This is a genomic window from Fructilactobacillus sp. Tb1, from assembly GCF_050500285.1.
In the GTDB taxonomy this organism is placed as follows: domain Bacteria; phylum Bacillota; class Bacilli; order Lactobacillales; family Lactobacillaceae; genus Fructilactobacillus.
On record NZ_CP191377.1, the window covers coordinates 646,631 to 672,781 of the forward strand.

General features: G+C 40.8%; 12 protein-coding genes, 5 rRNA genes and 1 pseudogene. 6 read left to right on the plus strand and 12 right to left on the minus strand.

The window, feature by feature from the left end; genetic code table 11:
• Positions 1 to 90: 90 nt before the first annotated feature.
• Positions 91 to 1,516: pseudogene (locus ACQW5G_RS03465) on the plus strand (APC family permease).
• A gap of 45 nt (positions 1,517 to 1,561) precedes the next feature.
• Here the strand turns inward: ACQW5G_RS03465 and ACQW5G_RS03470 are convergent.
• Positions 1,562 to 1,879 carry a hypothetical protein gene (locus ACQW5G_RS03470; protein ID WP_429971679.1) on the minus strand — a complete coding sequence of 106 codons (318 nt, stop codon included), beginning with the start codon at positions 1,877 to 1,879 and terminating at the stop codon, positions 1,562 to 1,564.
• 158 nt (positions 1,880 to 2,037) lie between these two features.
• Here ACQW5G_RS03470 and ACQW5G_RS03475 point away from each other — a divergent pair, with 158 nt between their 5' ends.
• A complete protein-coding gene (locus tag ACQW5G_RS03475) occupies positions 2,038 to 2,565 on the plus strand; it encodes an N-acetyltransferase family protein (protein ID WP_429971680.1) in 528 nt (175 codons plus the stop codon).
• Positions 2,566 to 2,600: 35 nt separating this feature from the next.
• On the opposite strand, the gene ACQW5G_RS03480 is transcribed toward ACQW5G_RS03475, so the two are convergent.
• The 9 genes from ACQW5G_RS03480 to ACQW5G_RS03520 all read right to left on the minus strand — a co-directional run bounded on the left by ACQW5G_RS03480 (position 2,601) and on the right by ACQW5G_RS03520 (position 17,786).
• Positions 2,601 to 2,858, minus strand: a complete 258-nt coding sequence (locus ACQW5G_RS03480) for a hypothetical protein (protein WP_429971681.1) — start codon at positions 2,856 to 2,858, stop codon at positions 2,601 to 2,603.
• Positions 2,859 to 2,929: 71 nt separating this feature from the next.
• On the minus strand, positions 2,930 to 3,280 hold the full coding sequence (locus ACQW5G_RS03485; RefSeq protein ID WP_429971682.1) for a hypothetical protein: 351 nt from the start codon (positions 3,278 to 3,280) through the stop codon (positions 2,930 to 2,932).
• Between the two features lie 20 nt (positions 3,281 to 3,300).
• On the minus strand, positions 3,301 to 3,471 hold the full coding sequence (locus ACQW5G_RS03490; protein WP_429971683.1) for a hypothetical protein: 171 nt from the start codon (positions 3,469 to 3,471) through the stop codon (positions 3,301 to 3,303).
• A 152-nt stretch (positions 3,472 to 3,623) separates the two neighbouring features.
• Complete coding sequence (locus ACQW5G_RS03495; RefSeq protein ID WP_429971684.1) at positions 3,624 to 4,622, minus strand: D-2-hydroxyacid dehydrogenase; 999 nt, start codon at positions 4,620 to 4,622, stop codon at positions 3,624 to 3,626.
• Between the two features lie 85 nt (positions 4,623 to 4,707).
• The gene (locus ACQW5G_RS03500) at positions 4,708 to 11,781 is read right to left on the minus strand and encodes a mucin-binding protein (RefSeq protein ID WP_429971685.1); all 7,074 of its coding nucleotides are present in this window, start codon (positions 11,779 to 11,781) and stop codon (positions 4,708 to 4,710) included.
• On the minus strand, positions 11,705 to 12,679 hold the full coding sequence (locus ACQW5G_RS03505; protein ID WP_429971686.1) for a KxYKxGKxW signal peptide domain-containing protein: 975 nt from the start codon (positions 12,677 to 12,679) through the stop codon (positions 11,705 to 11,707). Before ACQW5G_RS03505 ends, ACQW5G_RS03500 begins: the two co-directional genes overlap by 77 nt.
• Positions 12,680 to 12,868: 189 nt before the next feature.
• A 5S ribosomal RNA gene (rrf, locus tag ACQW5G_RS03510) occupies positions 12,869 to 12,985 on the minus strand.
• Between the two features lie 88 nt (positions 12,986 to 13,073).
• Positions 13,074 to 15,989 (minus strand): 23S ribosomal RNA (locus tag ACQW5G_RS03515).
• A gap of 220 nt (positions 15,990 to 16,209) precedes the next feature.
• Positions 16,210 to 17,786: ribosomal RNA gene (locus tag ACQW5G_RS03520) — 16S ribosomal RNA — on the minus strand.
• Together the 16S, 23S and 5S rRNA genes form the textbook arrangement of a ribosomal RNA operon.
• Before the next feature lie 424 nt (positions 17,787 to 18,210).
• On the opposite strand from ACQW5G_RS03520, the gene ACQW5G_RS03525 reads away from it, so the two are divergent.
• From ACQW5G_RS03525 to menC, 4 genes are read left to right on the plus strand one after another with little or no spacing between them, the layout of a single operon-like run.
• Complete coding sequence (locus tag ACQW5G_RS03525; protein WP_429971687.1) at positions 18,211 to 19,380, plus strand: isochorismate synthase; 1,170 nt, start codon at positions 18,211 to 18,213, stop codon at positions 19,378 to 19,380.
• Positions 19,358 to 21,022: a 2-succinyl-5-enolpyruvyl-6-hydroxy-3-cyclohexene-1-carboxylic-acid synthase gene (menD, locus tag ACQW5G_RS03530; protein WP_429971688.1), complete on the plus strand. Its 1,665-nt coding sequence runs from the start codon at positions 19,358 to 19,360 to the stop codon at positions 21,020 to 21,022. The genes ACQW5G_RS03525 and menD overlap by 23 nt, the downstream gene beginning before the upstream one ends.
• Positions 21,012 to 21,809 (plus strand): 2-succinyl-6-hydroxy-2,4-cyclohexadiene-1-carboxylate synthase, encoded by a 798-nt coding sequence (gene menH, locus ACQW5G_RS03535; RefSeq protein WP_429971689.1) that lies wholly within the window; start codon positions 21,012 to 21,014, stop codon positions 21,807 to 21,809. The genes menD and menH overlap by 11 nt, the downstream gene beginning before the upstream one ends.
• Positions 21,799 to 22,911 carry an o-succinylbenzoate synthase gene (gene menC / locus ACQW5G_RS03540; protein ID WP_429971690.1) on the plus strand — a complete coding sequence of 371 codons (1,113 nt, stop codon included), beginning with the start codon at positions 21,799 to 21,801 and terminating at the stop codon, positions 22,909 to 22,911. Before menH ends, menC begins: the two co-directional genes overlap by 11 nt.
• A gap of 83 nt (positions 22,912 to 22,994) precedes the next feature.
• Here the strand turns inward: menC and rrf (ACQW5G_RS03545) are convergent.
• Positions 22,995 to 23,111 (minus strand): 5S ribosomal RNA (rrf, locus tag ACQW5G_RS03545).
• An 87-nt stretch (positions 23,112 to 23,198) separates the two neighbouring features.
• Positions 23,199 to 26,114 (minus strand): 23S ribosomal RNA (locus ACQW5G_RS03550).
• Positions 26,115 to 26,151 lie beyond the last annotated feature (37 nt).

The window sequence follows — 26,151 nt, forward strand, 5'->3', positions numbered from 1 at the left end:
GAAGAACTCATAATCGTGAATTCTGCTTTCTTAAAACGAAGCCAGGTAGACATCACTGTTTAGCTGGTTTTATTTTGGGGGAATTATAATATGAAGAAACTGTTACAACGACTCTTCACCAAAGAAGATCCAACCTTCTATGAAACGAAGGATTCAAAGTTAGAACCAACTTTGACTACGAAGGATTTACTTGGTTTAGGGGTCGGAATTATCATCGGTGCTGCCATTTTCACTTTACCTGGAGTCGTAGCCTCTGAGCATACTGGTCCAGCGGTGGCCCTTTCCTTTATCATGGGTGGAATTGGTGCCGGACTCGCAGCCTTTGCTTATGCTGAAACTGCTTCAGTCCTTCCATATGCTGGATCAGCCTTTCTCATGGATGAGTGTGTTATTCGGTGATTTCATCGGTTGGTTAGTCGGTTGGGCATTGCTCGCTGAATATTTTATCGCTGTGGCTTTCGTTTCCTCTGGTTGGTCAGCCTACTTTCAAGGATTCTTGCGTAGTTTAGGGATTCATATTCCCGCCTACCTATCGAGTGGATTCAATCCGAAAACTGGTGGCGTAGTTGATATCTTTGCCGCTGCTGCCATCCTATTTGTTGGATACCTTTTGATGCACGGTATGAAAGGTACCAGTCGAATCGAAAACACACTTACAATTCTAAAAGTCATCGGTGTGTTACTTTTCGTAATTGTCGGTGCCACTGCTATTCATTATGCAAACTACGTTCCATTTATTCCTGCCGCTAAACCAGGAACTACTTTTGGTGGTTTCAGCGGAATCATGGCCGGAACTGCTGAAATTTTCTTAGCTTACGTTGGTTTTGATGCCCTTGCTTCAAACACTTCTGAAACTAAGAATCCCGAAAAGAGTATGCCACGTGGAATCATCGGAACTTTAATCATTGGAACAACTTTATTCGTGTTAGTTTCTTTAGTCTTAGTGGGAATGTTCAAATACACCAATTTCGCTAATAACGCCGAACCAGCTGCCTGGGCTTTACGTCATTCAGGTCACGTGGTTACCGCTAACATTCTTTCAATCATCGTGATTATCGGAATTTTCGCCGGAATCATTGGTTTGATGCTCGCCTGTTCTCGTTTACTTTACTCATTTGGTCGTGATGGACTCCTTCCTCAATTTGAAGGTCACATTAACAAACGTCACCTTCCCGGAAACGCCATCATTACTGTTACAGTGGCAGCTTTAATCGTTGGATCAATGTTTCCATTCACTTTCCTTGCAAACCTAGTATCAGGGGGAACTTTGATTGCCTTCATCGCTGTATCATTGGGAATCTATGCTTTACGTCCCCGTGAAGGAAAAGATTTACCCAATCCGAAATTCAAAATGCCACTTTACCCCGTTCTTCCTGGAGTATCCGCATTATTCTGTGGCTACATCTTCCTATCACTAGGAACTGACGCCAAAATGTTGATGTTAATCTGGTTCATCATTGGAATTATCATCTACTTCACTTACGGAATTAAACATTCACACGTTGCCAAAAAATAACCAAATAAAAAAGACCTCAATCGAGGTCTTTTTTGCTATCATAAATTATTTATCAAAGATGTTTTCTAATGGAAGTAATTTGTCCATTAAACGACGGTGTGCTTGACCTAAGTCATTCATCTTGTCATCAACGTGACGATTTTCATCCATTCCACGTTCTTTGTCGCCGCGGGGTTCGTCAACTCGTTCTGAACGTAAAACATTAGTTTGTTCTTCGTTTGCAATTAACTTTTCCACGATGTCCAAACGTTCTTCGTAGTTTGCTAAATGTTTAGCATCAAACTTATCTGAACCTTCTGTTTGGAATTTTTCTTGGTCTTTGATTAACTTTTTAAGTTCTTTTTTCTTTGAATGTGCATCCATAATTAAAAATCTCCTTGTTTATTTACTTCAATCTTACTATAAATTGATCACAATAAATAGCGTTTACGTACCTTATCTAAAAGATTATGTACCATAAATTTCATTTTTAGCTTACAATGAAAGACAAATTATTTATAGAAGAAACCTGGAGAAAAATTATGAATTCAATCTACGTTCGCAAAGCAAACCTTACTGATTTAGCTGCGATTATGCAAATTATCACTCAAGCAAAAGCCCTCCTCAAAGCTGATGGTAATCCGCAATGGCAAGAAGGCTATCCGAATACCAATACGATTGAAGCTGATATCAAGAATAATATTGGTAACGTCCTCGTTGTGAATGACCAAGTTGCTGGCTATGCAGTAATGACAACTGATCCAGAGCCAACTTATGCTGTCATTACTGAAGGTCATTGGCAAAACGACCATGAAGCATATGGTACCATTCACCGGATTGCGATTTCACCTGACTTCAAGGGTCTAAATTTAGCACGGATTTTTATTATCACATTGATTTCAAAAGCGACTGACCACGGCATTTACAATTTCAGGATTGATACTCATAAAGTTAACCAACGAATGCAACACATCGCAACTTCGCTTGGATTTATAAAACGTGGCCAAATCTTAGTTGATACTACGCTTGATCCTCATCGAATTGGGTTTGAACTCAATTTAAAGCACTAAAAAAGACCTCAATGAGGTCTTTTTTCTATTTTTAATTAATCATCTAAATCTTTTAAGACTTTTTCGTAATCTTTGACGAAGTGGTTGTAACCTTCTTCATCATACTTATCAATCTTACCTACTTCATGAAGGGTCCGTTTGATTTCGTGGAGTGCACGGTGTTCTTCAAACCAAGCACGTACTTTGTGGCCTTCAGTAGTATCAGTATTATCCTTAGCTACTGCTTCATCAAGTTTGTTAATAATTTCAGCAATTTCTGAAACTGCTTTTTCTTCTTTAGTTTGTTCTGACATAACCAATTCCTCCTCTATGAATTGACTTGATTCTAGCATTATAAAAATCAAAAGTCAGTTATCGACGCTTGTTATTTAATAAATTTAAGATTTATTAATAATTTCAGGTGTTCGGCGCGGTATTTACTAAATAAATCATTAAAATACTTCTGTGACTTTTTATCACCTGTTCGGTAAGCCATCAAATACAAAATATAAAATTCAGGAATATTATATCCTTCATGTAGTCCAACTGGAATCATGATTTTATTTGAAGGAACACCGGTAAAACCATCAGCGTAAATGGTCTTCATAAAGCCATTTAAAAACTGGTAAACATTACAGTGCGGGGCCATCATTTTGCTAACCTTATTCCAAATTTCTAAATCAATTAGGTTTAAATCAAAATGAAAATTGCCATCACTTTGTTTCTTAATCTTCATGGCAATCTCCTTTCGCCCAGTCAATTTTCCATGTAATCTATGTATACAATAATCAAGAAAAATAAAAGCATTCCAATTGTTATGTAGTTAATTTCTGGAGCAATCGCCATGATTTGCAACTTATCTAACGCAAAAATAATTAAATTAACGATAATTAGTAACGATAAAATCAGTCTATTAATCAATTTCATATAATTGTCCCCTAATAAATTAAACTAAATATTATGTTAAAGTAATTATAATACAAATAAACTAAATTTCACACCGTGTAAAGTTAAATTTTACCAGTTTATCATCAATATGTACAAAAAAATCCTATGAAATTTTCATAGGATTTTTATTATTACATTTTTACTTGAACATCTGAGGTACCTTTGTTAATTAAATCAACATTGGCAGTCATTGAAATTTCCACCATGTTTTTCACAGCTACCTTCGTATAGAAAGCAATATGTGGAGAAATCAATACATTGTCTCGTTCCATCAAATTCTTAAGGCGAGCATCCGGAATCTTGTCAAAGCTACCGAAATCAACATTGAAAATACCAACTTCATTTTCGTAAACATCAAGAGCAGCACCAGCAATTTTATGGCTGTCTAGTCCACGAATCAAAGCATCGGTATCAATCAATGAACCACGGGCAGCATTGATAATTCTGATTCCATCTTTCATTTGAGCAATGGTTTCGTCATTAATCATGTGATCGTTTTCCTTCAATGCAGGAGCATGTAAAGTCAAAATGTCTGAATTAGCATAAAGTTCTTCCGGTGTATCAACGTAAATCCCTTCTTTTTGTAATTCAGGATTTGGGTATGGATCATAAGCAATTACTTTGGCACCGAAACCTTGCACGATTTTAACTACTTGGCGACCAATACGACCAGTAGCGTAAACTCCAACCGTTTGTTGGTTCATTTCTTCGGCGATTTCAGGAGCCCAAGTTAAATTACCGTGACGACCTTTGTCTTCATACTTTTTCGTATTCCGTAATAAACGCATCATTTCCGTTACCGCAAATTCAGCAATTGCTGCTGGAGAATAGGCTGGTACATTGGAAAGTTTGATATCGTTTTTCTTTAAGGCATCCGCGTCCACATTATCAACCCCAACGTTTCGAAGTGATAAGGCTTTCACGCCAAAACTACCTAATTTATCTAAAATTGCTGCAGTATAGGGTTTTTGTTGAAAGGCAACCACCCCATCAAATCCCTGAGCTTCATCAACCGTACTATCATCTAATAATTTAGTTTCTTCTTTAACTTCAATTTCAGGATGTGATGTTTCCCATTGTTTGAAATAGGGTTCTTCATCCTTACGTACACCATAAGCAATAATCTTCATATGTATTTCCCCCTTGTGATTATTATAACATTGGAATTTTATCCAAAACAAAAAAGAACCAAAAATCGGTTCTTTTTCGTAAAAATTATTCATGTTTGCGTTTGAAGCCAAACAAACCTAAGAATCCAAGAAGTACTGCTCCAAGGATAGCCAAAAGTCCTTGTTGATGACTTTCACCAGTATCTGGCAAAGCATTAACTTTATTTTGTGGTTGGGCTGGAGTTGGACTAGTCTTAGCTGGTGCTGCCTTAACAACCGGTTTAGCTGCAACTGGTTGTGGTTCAGCTGGAGTAGCTGGTTGTTTTGCAGGTACCGTTGGTGCTGGTTCTGTTGGAGTTGGTTGAGCAGGAACAACTGGTTCACTGTAGATAACACTAATTTCAGAATCTTCAGCATCACCAGTAACCGTCATTGCGGCAATAGCTGCGATGTTTGGAACCAAACCATTGATGTCAGAGAGTGTCATTCCATTAAAGGTGGCATCTCCAACTGCTACCCATGGTCCGTAAACCACTTCACCAGTTACTTGATCAGTGGTTACAGTCCGAGTAAATTCAACTTGTTCCACAACATCTGGTGCAAGCGTCTTACCATTTGCATCGACAAAATGAATGGTTCTCGTAACTGTCTTAGTAGCATTAGTTGTCACAGTTCTGTGAACTAAATGAACTTCATAAGCTTGATTATCGTCACTACCAAATTTAGCAGGAACGTTATCACTTACAATATCATAGCCTTCACTCTTGAGTTGATCAACTTCAGCTTGACTGATTTCACTTCCAAAAGCTCCTTGAATTGAGTCAACAGTGATTGTTTTCCCAGTTGTATCATCAATGTAAGTTACCTTAGCATGTTCAATTCGTGGTTGGTAAACCACGTTAACGTTCATTGGACTAGTGTAAGGTGTAACACTTACTTCAGTAGGATTTTCAGGCGTAATGTAACCAGTCACGTCAGGTGAAATTACCGAAATGTCATTTCCATTAACTGGAACCCAATCTCCGTAAGTAACTTTACCAGTTACTTCATCAACTGTGGCAGTTCTCGTGTATTTAACTTCTTGTGTTACTGAAGGTGCAATTTCATGACCGTCTGGATCAACGAAATGAACAGTTACAGGAACGGTTTGAGTTAAATCACTTTCGCTTAACCCAGCTGGGAATTGTTGATCGGTTCCTGGAATGATAGTTCCAGCAGTTTGAGGATCAGCAGCAGTGATGGTATCAAGTTTGTGTTTCATCGTGACCGTAATGCTTTGGTTAGGATCATTCGTAAATGTGTAACCATCTGCTGGATAACCATTAACTGAAACTTCATAACCTTTCTTTTCCAAAGCAGAGATTTCATCAGTCGTGCTGTAATCGGCTTTGGCACCGGAATTACCATTGATAGTGTCACTTTGTAACATGCTGTTACCGTTATCACCATCAACATAGTTTACTGTGGCTGATTCATTATCATTGTCGTAAACAATGGTAGTATTGGAATCTTGATCACCAATATTGAAACCAATTCCATCAATCGTATCAACACTTGGTTTGTAGCCCGGAATATCATTTGGAGTTGGTTGTGATCCGTAAAGATCTTGACCAGCAGCAACATTCCAAGGTGTGTAAGTTACTTGGCCAGTAACTTCATCAACAGTAGCAGTTCTGTTGTAAGTAACTGATTGAACTTCATCTGGTTTAAGTTGCTTACCGTTCTTGTCAACAAAGTGAATGGTCCGTGTGATTGTTTGACTCAAATCACTTTCAGTCAAACCAGCTGGGTATTGTTGATCTGTCCCAGGAATGGTAGTTCCAGCAGCTTGTGGATCAGATGGTGTGATGGTATCAATTTTATGTTTCATCGTAATTGTGATTGATTGATCAGGATCATTAGTAAACGTGTATCCATCTGCTGGATAGCCATTAACATCAACCGCGTAACCCTTCTTTTCCAAAGCAGAAATTTCATCCGCAGGACTGTAGTCCGCCTTTTCGGTATATTGACCATTAAGATTATCACTTTGTAAAACCTTATTGCCATCGTCAACATCAACATAAGTTACTTTAGCTGATTCATTATCATGGTCGTAAACAATGATGGTATTTGAATCTTGATCGTCAGGATTGAAACCAATTCCGTCAATCGTATCATCACTTGGTTTGTAGCCTGGAATGTCATCTGGTGTTGGTTCTGATGCATAAGTATCTTGACCAGCAACAACATTCCAAGGGGTATAAGTTACTTGACCAGTAACTTCGTCAACTGAAGCAGTTCTGTTGTAAGTAACTGTTTGGGTTTCATCTGGTTTGAGTTGGTTACCATTCTTATCAACAAAGTGGATTGTCCGGGTAATCGTTTGACTCAAATCACTTTCAGTCAAACCAGCTGGGTATTGTTGATCGGTTCCTGGAATAATGGTTCCTTCAGCTTGTGGATCAGCAGGAGTAACAGTGGCAATCTTGTGTTTCATAGTGACTGTAAGGGTTTGGTTAGGTTCATTCGTAAATGTGTACCCATCGGCTGGATATCCATTGACTGAAACTTCGTAACCTTTTTTACCTAAGGCAGAAATTTCGTCAGCTGTACTGTAATCTGCTTTTTCTTGATACTTACCGTTAATCTTGTCGCTTTGTAGCACGCTGTTTCCGTTATCACCATCAACGTAATTTACAGTAGCTGATTCGTTATCATTGTCATAAACAATGGTGGTATTTGAATCTTGATCACCAGGATTGAATCCAACTCCATCAATAGTTTCGACACTTGGTTTGTATCCAGGAATGTCATTTGGGGTTGGTTGTGAATCGTAAGTATCTTGACCAGCAGCAACAGTCCATGGTGTATAAGTTACTTGACCCGTAACATCATCAACTGTAGCAGTTCTGTTGTAAGTGACTGTTTGGGTTTCATCTGGTTTGAGTTGGTTACCGTTCTTATCAACAAAGTGAATTGTCCGAGTAATCGTTTGACTCAAATCATTTTCAGTCACACCAGCTGGGAATTTTTGATCTGTTTCTGGAATCGTAGTTCCTGCAGTTTGTGGATCAGAAGGAGTAACGGTCGTAAGCTTGTGTTTCATAGTAACAGTGATGGTTTGGTTAGGATCGTTAGTAAACGTATATCCATCTGCTGGATAACCATTAACTGAAACTTCATAACCTTTCGCACCAAGATCACTAATTTCATCTTTAGTACTGTAATCAGCTTTTTCAGTATTCTTACCATTGATAATATCGCTAGCAAGTGGTTTGTTGTTTTCATCGCCGTCAACGTAATTTACAGTAGCTGATTCATTATCAGCATCGTAAACTATGGTAGTTTCTGAGTCTGAATCATCAGGTTTAAAGTCATTTTCATCAATATTGTCAACGCTTGGAGTGTATCCTGCAATCGTTGGTGCTGGAGTAGCTGGATTGTTTTCGATCCCGGAACTCACACCCCAATCACTGTAAGTAACTTGACCAGTTACTTCATCAACTGATGCAGTTCTGGTGTAAGTTACCGTTTGCGTTTCGTCTGGTTTAAGTTGGTTACCATTTTTATCAACAAAATGAATTGTCCGAGTAATGGTCTTATTCAAATCACTTTCAGTTACACCGGCTGGGAATTTTTGATCTGTTCCTGGAATGATGGTTCCTTCAGTTTGGGGATCATCGGGATTAACCGTAACATGTTTGTGTTTCATAGTTACTGTGATTGTTTGGTCAGGTTCGTTAGTAAATGTGTATCCATCTGCTGGATAACCGTTGACGTCAACTTCATAACCCTTAGTTCCAAGATCAGCTAATTCATCTTTAGTACTGTAATCAGCTTTTTCAGCATTCTTACCATTAATTGTATCGCTAGCAAGTGGTTTGTTATTGTCATCGGCATCAACATAATTTACGGTAGCTGATTCATCATCAGCGTCGTATACAATGGTTGTGTCTGAATCAGCAGATTCCGGTGTGAAATCATTTTCATCAATATTATCAACACTAGGAGTATAACCTGCAATTGCTGGTGCTGGAGCAGCAGGATAACTTGCTGAACCATTACTTACATTCCAAGGTCCGTAAGTAACTTTACCAGTTACTTCGTCAACTTCAGCGGTTCTTGAATAAGTTACCGTTTGTGTTTCGTCTGGCTTGAGTTGATTACCGTTTTTATCAACGAAGTGAATGGTTCTTGTAATAGTCTTATTCAAATCACTTTCAGAAACTCCGGCTGGATACTTTTGATCAGTTCCAGGGATAATAGTTCCTTCATTTTGTGGATCATCTGGAGTGACCGTCTTGATTGCATGTTTCAAAGTTACTTGATAAGTGGTATCTGTACCATCGAAGTTACTACCAGCTGGATAGCCATCAGAAACAACTTCATAACCTTGTTTTTCAAGCGCATCTTTTTCATCGGCCGTGCTGTAATCATTCTTGTCACCAGCTAAACCGTTCAAAGTGTTAGTTGCTAACGTTCCGTTGCCATCTTGATCAACGTAATTTACAGTTTCAACCACTTTATTATGGTTGTAAACGACAGTTACATCGGGAACCGTTTCTTCACCTTGAGTTGATAATTCATCAACTTTTGCTTGATCTGGTGTGTAATTAGTAATTTCAGGAGAATCAACACTTGGTAAAATTCCGTAAGGTACTTGACCATCTTTCGTCATCCAAGCACTATAAGTAATCTTGCCAGTTACTTCATCAATCGTAGCGTTACGAACATATTGGACACTTTCAGTCTTATCAGGTGCCGCAGTAGTTCCATCCGCATATTTGTAATGAATGGTTCTTGTAACTGTGTTGTTCAAGTCTGATTCATTCATACCAGTAGCGGGATATTTAGGTCCATCTGGGTAGTTTGCATCAATCGGTTGACCTGGAGTTCCAACAGTATCTGGAGTGATAGTTGTGGTTCTATGAGTCAAAGTTACTTGGTAAGGTTGTGGAGTATCAGTGTCGCCAAATGTTGCAGGGACAGGGTTATCAACCAAATCGTAACCTTGGTTTTGTAATTCTTTGATATGATCTGCAACCGTAGTACCAGTAGAACCGTTAGTTACACCTTTAAGCGTATTTGTACCAATCTTGCTATCGCCATCATTTTGATCAACATAAGTAATGTCGTCTTCTTGTGGGTTAGCATTGTAAATAACTGTTGTTTCAGTGTTACCTTCAGTATTAGTAGTTTCAACTTGTGGTACTGTGGTTTGATCAGCTGTATAACCTTGAATCTTATCTGAATCTACAGAAGCATAATCAGGATTAGTTGATGTGTAATCATCATGATAAGTTACCTTGCCAGTTACTTCATCAACTTCAGCAGTTCTGGTATAAGTTACCGTTTGAACAACGTCTGGTTCAGCTTGGCTGCCATCAGCGTATTGATAATGGATAGTTCTAGTGATGGTCTTACTCAAATCTGATTCAGCTAATCCGGCTGGCCATTTTGGACCATCGGGATTGTTTGGATCAATTGGAGTTCCTGGGGTTTCAGGTTCAGTTACTTGAGCAATCTTATGAGTTACATTAATGTTGTAATTTTCATTACTGGTACCGAATGTATCTGGAACTGGGTTAGTTGAAACGTCGTATCCTTCGTTTTGAAGATTTTTAATATGATCTGCAACCGTGGTTCCAGTTGAAGTTCCAGTATCACCATTGATAGTATCCTCAGGAATCTTGTTATTTGGATCCGTAGTATCAGTATAAGTGATAGTATCAGTTTCATTATTAGGACTGTAAATTACAGTATCAGTTTGATCTTGAGTGGTTCCGTCAGTAGTAATAGCTGGTTCAGATGCATTATCTGGAGTATAGCCAGAAATTGCTGGGGAATCTTTTTCATCCCAAACGTTGGTACCATTGGCAGTCCAAGTACCATATTCAATTACTTTAGTTGCAGCGTTGTAAGTAGCTGTTCTTTGGTATTGCACTGTTTCAGTAACTGGGTCAGAAGCTTGACTACCATCTTTATATTGATAATTAATCGTTCTAGTAACTGTCTTATTCAAATCGCCATCTGTAAGGCCAGTTGCTGGATATGTTGGGTAGTTACTGTTTCCGTCAATGTTAGTGGTACCGTTATCGATTGGTGCGTTAGGTTTGATAGTTCTGACGATTGGTTTCAAGTAAACTGTATCAGTTACAGGTCCATCGTATTTAGCACTCCAATCAACTCCATTGGTTGGAAATTGTGAATCACCGCCAGCATTAGTATCTAGTTCATAACCTTTGTTTTCCCAATTAGTAACTTGGCTAGTTGTATCATCGTGTTTTTGGTTAGGATTTACAGTATATGGATCATCTTCACCAAGTTGACTGTTATCAGCAGTATTTACATATTTAACTGTAGTAGTTTGATCAGTTGCCACATAAGTTACATTAGTATTTTTAGTTGGATCATCAGGATCAGAAAATGGAATAGATTGTCCTGGAGTTAGAATATTACCGTTGGAATCAATTGGAGTATATCCATCAACTGCTGGAACAATTGGATTTAATACTTTAGTTTCATCGTTAGGATCTGTTTGATAAGCTGGTTGATCTGCATTTGAAATTGGATTTCCATTAACATCAACCGGGATAGTTCTACCGTTTTCAGCAACATTAAAATTAATATTCTTAGTTTCTGGAATATAAATTTGTCCTACAATATAACGTCCATTGGCAGTTTTATTAGGGTTATAAGTTGAAGAACCAGGAGCATTATTAGTAACTTGCCAATCATATTTACCAGGAGTATTTGATGGTGCATTTGATGCTGGTGCTTGATATTCATATCCTGGTCCAAATGTATATGATCCTTGTTCTTGGGTACCGTCTGGGTTATATAATGATGCTGTTAATTGAGTAGCGTCCGCATTTTCCGTGTATTTAATTGTAGTTCCATCGCCATAATGTTCTTCAAAAGTATATCCGTATCCAAAAGGTGATACAATTCCACTTTGGTCTCCAGGAATTGTTGGAACAACGTGATAATTTGCATTACCAGCTTGGTTCAATGGTGCACCGGTTACGCTAAAGTCCTGTCCTGCTAATCCAGTGAATGTTTCAGTTGCGACTGTTTGTTTTGTATCAACATTAGTATAAGTAATCGTTTGCGTTACTTTTCTAGGAACCATAAAACGGGCCATTCCTAAAGTTGGAGTATTTTTTTTTAGCAATTCTATCATTGTTAAACCAGTCATAACTAAAACTAACATCTCCAGCAGTTTCAGAATTAGCATTATAACCAATAAAATCTTTATAAACTACATCTTCCATTCCTGGTGTTACTGATTTTACAGAATTATACGTATTGTCAGGATTACTTGGATCAGTTGGTGTAGTTGGTCTATCAATTTCATAATGATTTACAACGTTATTATTAGCATCCAATTCATAGATAAATAAATTACCATTACCGCTACGATCAGTGGCAAATGCCACTTCCGTAACTTTCGTAGTACTTTTATTGTTAGCAACCCCAGAATACCCAATTATAAATTCAGTCGCATTGTCGCCTTGAGCATTAGGATCTTGCCAGTAATTAGAGCTACCATCAGCATTAGGATTAGCATCTGTAACACTAACAGTAACACCTTCAATATTTTCACCGGTATTAGTAGTATTAAGTTGCATCATCGCTTGTCTCATTGATGGTTGTATAGTCTGTTGATTATTTGCAGTTATAGTTGATGCTGCTTGAGTATTATCAGCAGTTACTGGTGTAGGATTAGTTACACTCGTTGATTGAGTTTGAGCTGGCTGATTTTGCACAACAGCTGGTTGTTTAGTATCAAGATTAACAATATTGTCATCTTTAATTGCTGATGAATTGTTATCTTGTGATGCTTGTGTTTGCGTTTGTTGTTCATTTGCATTGGTATTTGTAGTTGCTGTTGAACTGGTAGGATCATTGGTTGTACTAATTGCTTCTTTTTCTGTTGGTTCATTACCTTCAACAGTATCAGCATTGGCATTACTATTAATATCAACACCAATAAAACCTCCTACGGTAACAACTGCCGTAGCAATTGCACTAACAAGCCATTTCTTACCTGCTTTATACATCTTAAAATGTTTCTTTTCATCTTTTATGAACAAATTAATCACCTCAACAATATAATTTATGTATAGTAAATTGTAACTATTATCACTATGTATTAACTAAAGTTTAACACTGGTTGTGAAAAAAGTATTAAATTATGATTATGATTGATTACATTTGTATTACAGAAATATAAAAATGGACAACAAAAAAGACCTTAGCTAATTGCTAAAGTCTTTTTACTTGCGTGGCAACGTCCTATCCTCGCAGGGGGCGATCCCCCAACTACTTTTGGCGTGCTGAAGCTTAACTTCTGTGTTCGGCATGGGAACAGGTGTATCCTTCAGGCTATCGCCACCACACTATTTAACTGAAAGAACTTTGTTCTCTCAAAACTAGACAATATTATTTTCTTACCGATATTTTCCATTGTATCTATAATATAAATACTTGGTTAAGTCCTCGACCGATTAGTATTAGTCCGCTTCACGTATCACTACGCTTCCACTTCTAACCTATCTACCTGATCATCTTTCAGGGGTCTTACTTCCATAAAGGAATGGGAAATCTCATCTTGAGGCGAGTTTCACACTTAGATGCTTTCAGCGTTTATCTCATCCATACATAGCTACTCAGCAATGCGCCTGGCGGCGCAACTGATACACCAGCGGTATGTCCATCCCGGTCCTCTCGTACTAGGGACAGCTCCTCTCAAATTTCCTGCGCCCGCGACGGATAGGGACCGAACTGTCTCACGACGTTCTGAACCCAGCTCGCGTACCGCTTTAATGGGCGAACAGCCCAACCCTTGGGACCAACTACAGCCCCAGGATGCGATGAGCCGACATCGAGGTGCCAAACCTCCCCGTCGATGTGAACTCTTGGGGGAGATAAGCCTGTTATCCCCAGGGTAGCTTTTATCCGTTGAGCGATGGCCCTTCCATACGGTACCACCGGATCACTAAGTCCGACTTTCGTCCCTGCTCGACCTGTATGTCTCGCAGTCAAGCTTGCTTTTGCCTTTACACTTTAGGAATGATTTCCAACCATTCTAAGCAAACCTTTGAGCGCCTCCGTTACTATTTAGGAGGCGACCGCCCCAGTCAAACTGCCAACCAGACACTGTCTCCGCGCACGATCAGTGCGCAGGGTTAGAGTGTTCACATAACAAGGGTAGTATCCCACTAACGCCTCCACCGAGACTAGCGTCCCGGCTTCTATGGCTCCTACCTATCCTGTACAAGTTATGTAAACACCCAATATCAAGCTACAGTAAAGCTCCATGGGGTCTTTCCGTCCTGTCGCGGGTAACCTGCTTCTTCACAGGTATCTTAATTTCACCGAGTCTATCGTTGAGACAGTACTCAAATCGTTACGCCTTTCGTGCGGGTCGGAACTTACCCGACAAGGAATTTCGCTACCTTAGGACCGTTATAGTTACGGCCGCCGTTTACTGGGGCTTCATTTCGGTGCTTCGCTGAAGCTAACACTTCCACTTAACCTTCCAGCACCGGGCAGGCGTCAGCCCATATACTTCATCTTACGATTTTGCATAAACCTGTGTTTTTGATAAACAGTCGTTTGAGTCTTTTCACTGCGGCTGACCTTGCGGTCAGCACCCCTTCTTCCGAAGTTACGGGGTCATTTTGCCGAGTTCCTTAACGATAGTTCTCTCGCTCACCTGAGGATACTCTCCTCGACTACCTGTGTCGGTTTGCGGTACGGGTAATTAATTACTAACTAGAAGCTTTTCTCGGCAGTGTGACGTCAGATACTTCTCTACTTAAATTTCGATCCTCATCATTGCTTGTCAACTCGCTTGAAAGCATTTGACTCTCAAACTGACTTACAATTTAAACGCACATATCCAACAGTGCGCATATCTTAGCCTACTGCGTCCCTCCGTTGTTCAAACATAATTAACTAGTACAGGAATCTCAACCTGTTATCCATCGCCTACGCTTCTCAGCCTCGGCTTAGGTCCCGACTAACCCTGGGTGGACGAGCCTTCCCCAGGAAACCTTAGTCATACGGTGGATCAGATTCTCACTGATCTTTCGCTACTCATACCGGCATTCTCACTTCTAAGCGCTCCAGCAGTCCTTACGGTCTACCTTCATTGCCCTTAGAACGCTCTCCTATCACGCAACATAGTTGCGTCCGCAGTCTCGGTAATATGCTTAGCCCCGGTAAATTTTCGGCGCAGAATCACTCGACTAGTGAGCTATTACGCACTCTTTAAATGGTGGCTGCTTCTGAGCCAACATCCTAGTTGTCTATGCAACTCCACTTCCTTTTCCACTTAGCATATATTTAGGGACCTTAACTGGCGGTCTGGGCTGTTCCCCTTTCGACTATGGATCTTATCACTCATAGTCTGACTCCCGGACATAAATCAATGGTATTCGGAGTTTATCTGAACTTAGTAATCCTAGATGGACCCCTTGCTCAAACAGTGGCTCTACCTCCATGATTCTTATTCCGAGGCTAGCCCTAAAGCTATTTCGGAGAGAACCAGCTATCTCCAAGTTCGTTTGGAATTTCACCGCTACCCACACCTCATCCCAGCACTTTTCAACGTACACGGGTTCGGACCTCCGGTGCGTATTACCGCACTTTCATCCTGGACATGGGTAGATCACCTGGTTTCGGGTCTACGGCAACATACTAATACGCCCTATTAAGACTCGCTTTCGCTACGGCTCCGCTTTTTCGGCTTAACCTTGCATGCAACTGTAACTCGCCGGTTCATTCTACAAAAGGCACGCCATCATCCATTAACGGACTCTGACTGCTTGTAGGCACATGGTTGCAGGAACTATTTCACTCCCCTTCCGGGGTGCTTTTCACCTTTCCCTCACGGTACTGGTTCACTATCGGTCACTAGGTAGTATTTAGCCTTGGGAGATGGTCCTCCCAGATTCCGACGACGTTTCACGTGTGTCGCCGTACTCAGGATCCTGAACTGAGGGTATTTGATTTCGCTTACAAGGCTATCACTCTCTTTGGCTTAGCTTCCCAGCTAATTCAACTATCAAATACTTTTGTAACTCAAATGTTCAGTCCTACAACCCCGAACCACAAGGGTTCGGTTTGGGCTATTCCCCGTTCGCTCGCCGCTACTTAGGGAATCGAAATTTCTTTATATTCCTGAGGGTACTTAGATGTTTCAGTTCCCCTCGTCTGCCTTTGCATAGCTATGTATTCACTATGCAATGACCAGCCATTACACTGGTCGAGTTTCCTCATTCGGAAATCTCCGGATCAAAGCTTACGTACAGCTCCCCGAAGCTTATCGCAGTTAGTTGCGTCCTTCATCGGCTCCTAGTACCAAGGCATTCACCATGCGCCCTTATTAACTTAACCTATAATCCTACGGATTATAAATTATATTGAGTTTTAGCGATTAAAACTAATTAAAAAACTCAAAAATAACACAATGGTTATTTCTCGGTTCAATTATATAAAAATATAATTATTACAGAAAATAATATTATCTAGTTTTCAAAGAACAAAATTAAGAGAGTAGAAACTCTCAAAACTGAATAAGATTTTGATTAATGTAAGGTTCCGAATTATTCCTTAGAAAGGAGGTGATCCAGCCGCAGGTTCTCCTACGGCTACCTTGTTACGACTTCACCCTAATCATCTGTCCCACCTTAGGCGGCGGACTCCTAAAAGGTTATCCAACCGACTTTGGGTGTTACAAACTCTCATGGTGTGACGGGCGGTGTGTACAAGACCCGGGAACGTATTCACCGTGGCATGCTGATCCACGATTACTAGCGATTCCAACTTCATGCAGTCGAGTTGCAGACTGCAATCCGAACTGAGAACGACTTTAAGAGATTAGCTTGACCTCGCGGTTTCGCAACTCGTTGTATCGCCCATTGTAGCACGTGTGTAGCCCAGGACATAAGGGGCATGATGATTTGACGTCGTCCCCACCTTCCTCCGGTTTATCACCGGCAGTCTCTCTAGAGTGCCCAACTTAATGCTGGCAACTAAAGACAAGGGTTGCGCTCGTTGCGGGACTTAACCCAACATCTCACGACACGAGCTGACGACAACCATGCACCACCTGTCATTCTGTCCCCGAAGGGAACGTCTAATCTCTTAGATTGGCAGAAGATGTCAAGTCCTGGTAAGGTTCTTCGCGTAGCATCGAATTAAACCACATGCTCCACCGCTTGTGCGGGTCCCCGTCAATTCCTTTGAGTTTCAACCTTGCGGTCGTACTCCCCAGGCGGAATGCTTAATGCGTTAGCTGCGGCACTGAGAGGCGGAAACCTCCCAACACCTAGCATTCATCGTTTACGGCATGGACTACCAGGGTATCTAATCCTGTTTGCTACCCATGCTTTCGAGCCTCAGCGTCAGTTACAGACCAGATAGCCGCCTTCGCCACTGGTGTTCCTTCATATATCTACGCATTTCACCGCTACACATGAAGTTCCACTATCCTTTTCTGCACTCAAGTTTATCAGTTTCCGATGCACTTCTCCGGTTAAGCCGAAGGCTTTCACATCAGACTTAATAAACCGCCTGCGCTCCCTTTACGCCCAATAAATCCGGACAACGTTTGCCACCTACGTATTACCGCGGCTGCTGGCACGTAGTTAGCCGTGACTTTCTGGTTAGATACCGTCACACCGTGAGCAGTTACTCTCACAGCCGTTCTTCTCTAACAACAGAGTTTTACGAGCCGAAACCCTTCTTCACTCACGCGGCGTTGCTCCATCAGACTTTCGTCCATTGTGGAAGATTCCCTACTGCTGCCTCCCGTAGGAGTATGGGCCGTGTCTCAGTCCCATTGTGGCAGATTACCCTCTCAGGTCTGCTACGTATCATCGCCTTGGTGAGCTATTATCTCACCAACTAGCTAATACGCCGCGGGTCCATCCAGAAGCACTAGCACAAAGGCCAGCTTTCAAACAAGAACCATGCGGTTCTTGTTGTTATACGGTATTAGCATCTGTTTCCAGGTGTTATCCCCTTCTTCTGGGCAGGTTACCCACGTGTTACTCACCAGTTCGCCACTCAGTCGGATCTAAAATCAAATTGATGCAAGCATCTCATTTCAATTAGGCGACTTCGTTCGACTTGCATGTATTAGGCACGCCGCCAACGTTCGTCCTGAGCCAGGATCAAACTCTCATTTTAGAATGAGAACTTTACTAGCTCTTATTTATTACTTTTTCGCAAATTGACATTGCAATTGTTTAATTTCTAAACTAAGTTTAAAAATTATCCTTACACTTTATTGTAATCAAAATCTTGTTCAGTTTTCAAAGATCTACTCAAGTTCTGCCGTAACAGAACAATAACTATATTACTCGGAAGTGACTATTGTGTCAACACTTTCCAGCAATTTAATTAAAAAGTTTTTTTCAGTTAAAAGTGACTACGTCCCTCTCAACATTTATAACTATACTCCGTTGGTCAGAAAAGGTCAAGACTTTTGTTTAATAAATTTGCTCTTTTTGCAAAAAAATTTTGCCAAGCCTTAGTTATCAGCTGAAAATCAAAAATTAACCCGTATAATTAAGGGTATGGAAACTAAAATCACGTTTTAAGAAAGAGAATCATGAAATCAGATATTGAATCATTAATTCAACAATTTAATCAATATGATCACGCCATTTACTTTGCTACTCCTGATCAGCAACATCAATTTTTTGGTTTCGGTAAAGCATCCGCTCTACAATCTTCTTCTATAGAAGAAATCAAAAATTGGCAAGCACAACAAACCACTCCTGTTTTTGGTGGTCTACCATTTGATAAACAACATCTAGATAGCAAAATCATGAACGGTTATTTTATTGCTCCTCAATACGTAATTGATGTAAGCACCCAACAATCATGGGGGAACTTACCAAAATTTCATAATATTCCAGCTAAATCATCCCTTAATAAACTAGTTTCTACTATTAATGATAGTAATTGGATTGAACGAGCTGAAATTCCATTACGCGAAATGCAAAATGATGCCACTAAACAAAAAGTCGTCCTGGGAATGCAGCAGACGTTAAACTTACAGCATCCGCTATATGTAGCGAATTTAATTACTACTTTAATCAAAGAACAGCCCAATTCGTATCACTTTGTCCTTAAAGATTATGATGAGCTATTTGTTTCTGCCACTCCAGAACGTTTAATCAAACTCCAGCAAAATCAAATTGCCACTGCTGCAGTTGCTGGCACTATTAATCGAAGTAGCAACGAAGCAACTGATCAAGCTTTAGCACGTGAATTACAACATGATAACAAGAATCTTTATGAACATGAATTAGTCGTTCAAGAAATTACCACTAAAATAGCACATTTGGCTGACTTAAGTTACCCACCTACTCCTGAAATCCTCAAAACACCCCAGGTGCAACATCTCTACACCCCAATCACTGGAACGTTAAACCAGAATGAAAGCATCTTAAACTTAGTTAACGCTTTACATCCCACTCCAGCTTTAGGTGGAATTCCCCTATCTTGGGCATTAAACCAAATCAAGCAAACTGAAATTAAACCACGCGGACTATTTGCTGCCCCCATCGGCTATCTTTTACCCAACGGAGACGGAGAATTTGTCATCGGCATCCGCTCACTTTGGCAAACTGGTAATACAATTCATCTCTTTGCTGGCGCCGGGATTCTAGCTGCTTCTAATCTACCAAACGAAGCTCACGAAATTAATTTAAAAATGTCTGTCATGAAAGACATTATCAAGGAGCAAATCAATGAACGAACCACTAACCAATAATTTAAAACATCTAATCTTAGCACTCGAAGCTCAGGGAGTGGAACACTTTGTCATTTCCCCAGGTTCACGGAATACTCCCCTCGTGCTCCTCTTAGCAGAACACCATGTGAAATTTACAATGGCTGTCGATGAACGTTCCGCAGCGTTTCTTGGATTAGGGATTGCCAAAAATACAAACCAGCCGGTTGCCTTAGTAGCTACCTCTGGAACTGCGACTGCTAATTACCTTCCCGCAATTGCCGAAGCCAAAAGTTATCACGTTCCTTTAATCGTGCTCACCACTGACCGTCCCCAAGAATTACAAGCGATTGGTGCCCCACAAACCATTGGTCAATTTAATATGTACGGAAACGAGGTTAAAGAAGCTATTAACTTGGAAGTCCAGGATCAACATGCCGACGTAACTGAATACATCGATTATAAGGTGCAGCAACTAACTCACCTTAGTCAAACCGCACCGTTTGGGGCAGTTCAAATTAATTTACCTTTGCGCAAACCCTTAGTTCCGGAGCTAGGTTTAGCATGGCCAAGCGTCAGCCACCAGGATTTTGGCAAACTCATAGTTAAATTAGATACCCCAAGTCTTGATAAATTAGTCCAACAATTACAAAATAAAAAAATTATGATAGCTGTCGGACCCACTGATTTAGCATTATCATCTGTCGCTTTTGAAAATTTAGCTGATAAACTACATGCGCCAATCATTGCTGATGTGTTAAGCAATTTACGTAATACACATCACACCATTGTGGGAATGGATGCGTTATTGGCTGCCGCTGCGGTTAATGATGAAATGCTTCCCGACGTCGTGCTTCGTTTTGGTGGCACCCCGGTTTCAGCCAAACTATTCCCTTGGCTAAAAGAACATAATATTCCTGTCATCCAAATTGGGATGAATTACATTGGACAAGATCATACCCGTTCTGTGAGCGCTAGTTATGCAGTTGACGAAAATCAATTGGTGAAGCAGCTTTTAGATACTGACGGAAATGGTAATGTCAATTACTGGCAACAAATTTGGCACCCAATTCAAGCTAAACTCAGTAACTTTTCAGATAATGCGTTAACTAGTCTTAGCCTTGCTGATGAACTAGCTAACCTACCAACGGACAACCAATTATTTTTAGCTAATTCCATGACGGTACGTGATTTTGATCAATATTTCAATCCAAAACATTCACTTAAAATTTTAGGTAATCGTGGTGCTAACGGAATTGACGGAACAATCTCGACAGCTACTGGGATGGCAATTAATCAAAAACCAACTTGGCTTGTAATTGGCGACTTAGCCTTCTACCATGATATGAACGGTTTAATGCTTGCTAGTCAAACCCACGCTAATTTAACGATTATCGTGACTAATAACGATGGTGGTGGAATCTTTTCATTTCTTCCCCAAGCTGATAAGCCCTACTTCGAAGAAATGTTTGGGACTCCACAGCATTTAGCCATTGATAAGGTAGCCGCTTTATACGACGCTGAATATGTGAAATTAACTAGTGTTGCTGAACTTCATAAAATTGTCATGACGCCTTTTAGTGGATTACGCATTCTTGAAATTACGGATACCCGTGATCACAACGTTACTATTCATAATCAACGTTTGAATGAGATTAAGAAGAGCATGACTCATGAAAATTAATGGATATAATTATGATATTTCAATGGTTGGAACAGGAAAACCAACTTGGTTGTTTCTTCATGGCTTCTTAGGCAGTAAAAACGACTTTGCTAAAATTGTTCCACGTGGAACATGTGTTTATGTCACGACCTATGGTTTTACCGCCACCGACAAGCAAGTTCCTGCTACGGGATTTGAATATCAAAATCAAATCACTGATTTAGTCAAAATCTTGGATAATTTAAAAATTGATCAGGTTAACCTAGTTGGATATTCCATGGGAGCGCGCTTAGCATTATCATTTGCCATAGATAATCCAACTCGAATTAAACATCTCTTTTTAGAAAGTGGGACAGCTGGAATTGCCGATGTTGATGCTAGAATTGCTCGGCAACAAGCTGATGAATTAAAAGCTAAACAGATTGAAGCAAATGGCTTAATTCCCTTTGTTAATCATTGGGAAACCATTCCCCTATTTAATTCCCAACAAAATGTGAGTAAATCAGCTAAAGTTTTTATGCATCAGCAACGCATTCAGCATAATCCAACTAACATGGCTAACTCCTTACGTTATTTTGGCACGGGAATGATGCCAAATTGGTGGAAATCTTTAGCTACGATGGCAGTACCAACTACTCTAATTACTGGGGAATTGGATAAAAAATTTACTAATTTAAATAACCAGATGACAGAATTATTGCCTCATGTACACCACATTTCGATCCCTAATACTGGCCATAATGTTCATTTTGAAAAGCCAGATAAATTTACTAGTATCTTAAATAAGGAAAATAATGATGAAAATTAAACAAATTAAGTTATTTCCCTTAAATTTAAAATTAAAGCATCCTTTTGTTACCAATCATGGCACTACTTTAAATCGTCCGCTCACATTAGTAGAGATTGAACTCTCTTCCGGCATCAAGGGTTATGGAGAAGTTCAAGCGTTTGCTGACGATAACTATGCTCCTCAAACACAGACTATTGCCTTAGCAGAATTAAACTTGCTTTTACCTCACTTGATTGGTTTGGAATTTAACCAGCCAACCGATTTGAATTTTCAACTTAATCAACTAACATCGTTTGCTAGAGCGAGTGTGGAAATGGCACTTTGGGATTCATATGGTAAATCAAAACATCGTTCATTAGCTGACTTGCTAGGAAATCACCGTAACAAAGTCCCAGTTGGAATTGCAATTGGTAAAGGTTCACTAACTGAAACTAAACATGCAATTGACATTGCTATGCAAAATGGTTATCGTCGTTTAAAGTTAAAAGTTTCTGTTTGGGAAACTAGCAAGCACTTACTAAACTACATTAAGAAAAATTTTCCTACTGAATTAGTTTCAATGGATGCTAACTGTGCGTGGTCCTTAAATCAAGATACCATCGTTAATTTACAATCTTTAGCTAATCATGGCTTAACTTTAATTGAAGAACCATTACAACATGGTACTTTATCTCAATATACAACCTTACAAAAGCAATTACCCAATCTTCAAATCAGTCTGGATGAAACCATTACTGATTATAATTTTATTAAAAAGGCTTTAGTATTTAATGCTGCTGATGCTTTCACTCTAAAACAAGGTAAACTTGGTGGAATTAGTTTAGTAATGCAGGCCATTAATGAAATCCAATCTCATAATAAGTTACCTTGGATTGGTGGAATGCTAGCTTCTGGTTTAGGCCGTTCTGTTGACTTAGCTTTAGCCGCTCAATTAGGCGTAAACTCATTTCCAGCAGATATTTCCGCCAGTAGTCGCTATTTCGAACAAGATATTATTAATGAAGATCTTATCGTTAATGATGGAATGATAGACGTCCCAAATAAACCAGGAATTGGTGTGACCATCAACTGGAAGAACGTCCATCAATTACAAAATCAACCAACTATTATATACAAATAAAACCCCAGTCAAAGTGATTGAGGTTTTATTTATTATTGGACAACAAAAAAGACCTTAGCTAAATGCTAAAGTCTTTTTTCTTTGCGTGGCAACGTCCTATCCTCGCAGGGGGCGATCCCCCAACTACTTTTGGCGTGCTGAAGCTTAACTTCTGTGTTCGGCATGGGAACAGGTGTATCCTTCAGGCTATCGCCACCACACTATTTTTCTGAAAGAACTTCGTTCTCTCAAAACTAGACAATATTATTTTCTTCCGATATTTTCCATTGTATCTATAATATAAATACTTGGTTAAGTCCTCGACCGATTAGTATTAGTCCGCTTCACGTATCACTACGCTTCCACTTCTAACCTATCTACCTGATCATCTTTCAGGGGTCTTACTTCCATAAAGGAATGGGAAATCTCATCTTGAGGCGAGTTTCACACTTAGATGCTTTCAGCGTTTATCTCATCCATACATAGCTACTCAGCAATGCGCCTGGCGGCGCAACTGATACACCAGCGGTATGTCCATCCCGGTCCTCTCGTACTAGGGACAGCTCCTCTCAAATTTCCTGCGCCCGCGACGAATAGGGACCGAACTGTCTCACGACGTTCTGAACCCAGCTCGCGTACCGCTTTAATGGGCGAACAGCCCAACCCTTGGGACCAACTACAGCCCCAGGATGCGATGAGCCGACATCGAGGTGCCAAACCTCCCCGTCGATGTGAACTCTTGGGGGAGATAAGCCTGTTATCCCCAGGGTAGCTTTTATCCGTTGAGCGATGGCCCTTCCATACGGTACCACCGGATCACTAAGTCCGACTTTCGTCCCTGCTCGACCTGTATGTCTCGCAGTCAAGCTTGCTTTTGCCTTTACACTTTAGGAATGATTTCCAACCATTCTAAGCAAACCTTTGAGCGCCTCCGTTACTATTTAGGAGGCGACCGCCCCAGTCAAACTGCCAACCAGACACTGTCTCCGCGCACGATCAGTGCGCAGGGTTAGAGTGTTCACATAACAAGGGTAGTATCCCACTAACGCCTCCACCGAGACTAGCGTCCCGGCTTCTATGGCTCCTACCTATCCTGTACAAGTTATGTAAACACCCAATATCAAGCTACAGTAAAGCTCCATGGGGTCTTTCCGTCCTGTCACGGGTAACCTGCTTCTTCACAGGTATCTTAATTTCACCGAGTCTATCGTTGAGACAGTACTCAAATCGTTACGCCTTTCGTGCGGGTCGGAACTTACCCGACAAGGAATTTCGCTACCTTAGGACCGTTATAGTTACGGCCGCCGTTTACTGGGGCTTCATTTCGGTGCTTCGCCGAAGCTAACACTTCCACTTAACCTTCCAGCACCGGGCAGGCGTCAGCCCATATACTTCATCTTACGATTTTGCATAAACCTGTGTTTTTGATAAACAGTCGTTTGAGTCTTTTCACTGCGGCTGACCTTGCGGTCAGCACCCCTTCTTCCGAAGTTACGGGGTCATTTTGCCGAGTTCCTTAACGATAGTTCTCTCGCTCACCTGAGGATACTCTCCTCGACTACCTGTGTCGGTTTGCGGTACGGGTAATTAATTACTAACTAGAAGCTTTTCTCGGCAGTGTGACGTCAGATACTTCTCTACTTAAATTTCGATCCTCATCATTGCTTGTCAACCCGCTTGAAAGCATTTGACTCTCAAACTGACTTACAATTTAAACGCACATATCCAACAGTGCGCATATCTTAGCCTACTGCGTCCCTCCGTTGTTCAAACATAATTAACTAGTACAGGAATCTCAACCTGTTATCCATCGCCTACGCTTCTCAGCCTCGGCTTAGGTCCCGACTAACCCTGGGTGGACGAGCCTTCCCCAGGAAACCTTAGTCATACGGTGGATCAGATTCTCACTGATCTTTCGCTACTCATACCGGCATTCTCACTTCTAAGCGCTCCAGTAGTCCTTACGGTCTACCTTCATTGCCCTTAGAACGCTCTCCTATCACGCAACATAGTTGCGTCCGCAGTCTCGGTAATATGCTTAGCCCCGGTAAATTTTCGGCGCAGAATCACTCGACTAGTGAGCTATTACGCACTCTTTAAATGGTGGCTGCTTCTGAGCCAACATCCTAGTTGTCTATGCAACTCCACTTCCTTTTCCACTTAGCATATATTTAGGGACCTTAACTGGCGGTCTGGGCTGTTCCCCTTTCGACTATGGATCTTATCACTCATAGTCTGACTCCCGGACATAAATCAATGGTATTCGGAGTTTATCTGAACTTAGTAATCCTAGATGGACCCCTTGCTCAAACAGTGGCTCTACCTCCATGATTCTTATTCCGAGGCTAGCCCTAAAGCTATTTCGGAGAGAACCAGCTATCTCCAAGTTCGTTTGGAATTTCACCGCTACCCACACCTCATCCCAGCACTTTTCAACGTACACGGGTTCGGACCTCCGGTGCGTATTACCGCACTTTCATCCTGGACATGGGTAGATCACCTGGTTTCGGGTCTACGGCAACATACTAATACGCCCTATTAAGACTCGCTTTCGCTACGGCTCCGCTTTTTCGGCTTAACCTTGCATGCAACTGTAACTCGCCGGTTCATTCTACAAAAGGCACGCCATCATCCATTAACGGACTCTGACTGCTTGTAGGCACATGGTTGCAGGAACTATTTCACTCCCCTTCCGGGGTGCTTTTCACCTTTCCCTCACGGTACTGGTTCACTATCGGTCACTAGGTAGTATTTAGCCTTGGGAGATGGTCCTCCCAGATTCCGACGACGTTTCACGTGTGTCGCCGTACTCAGGATCCTGAACTGAGGGTATTTGATTTCGCTTACAAGGCTATCACTCTCTTTGGCTTAGCTTCCCAGCTAATTCAACTATCAAATACTTTTGTAACTCAAATGTTCAGTCCTACAACCCCGAACCACAAGGGTTCGGTTTGGGCTATTCCCCGTTCGCTCGCCGCTACTTAGGGAATCGAAATTTCTTTATATTCCTGAGGGTACTTAGATGTTTCAGTTCCCCTCGTCTGCCTTTGCATAGCTATGTATTCACTATGCAATGACCAGCCATTACACTGGTCGAGTTTCCTCATTCGGAAATCTCCGGATCAAAGCTTACGTACAGCTCCCCGAAGCTTATCGCAGTTAGTTGCGTCCTTCATCGGCTCCTAGTACCAAGGCATTCACCATGCGCCCTTATTAACTTAACCTATAATCCTACGGATTATAAATTATATTGAGTTTTAG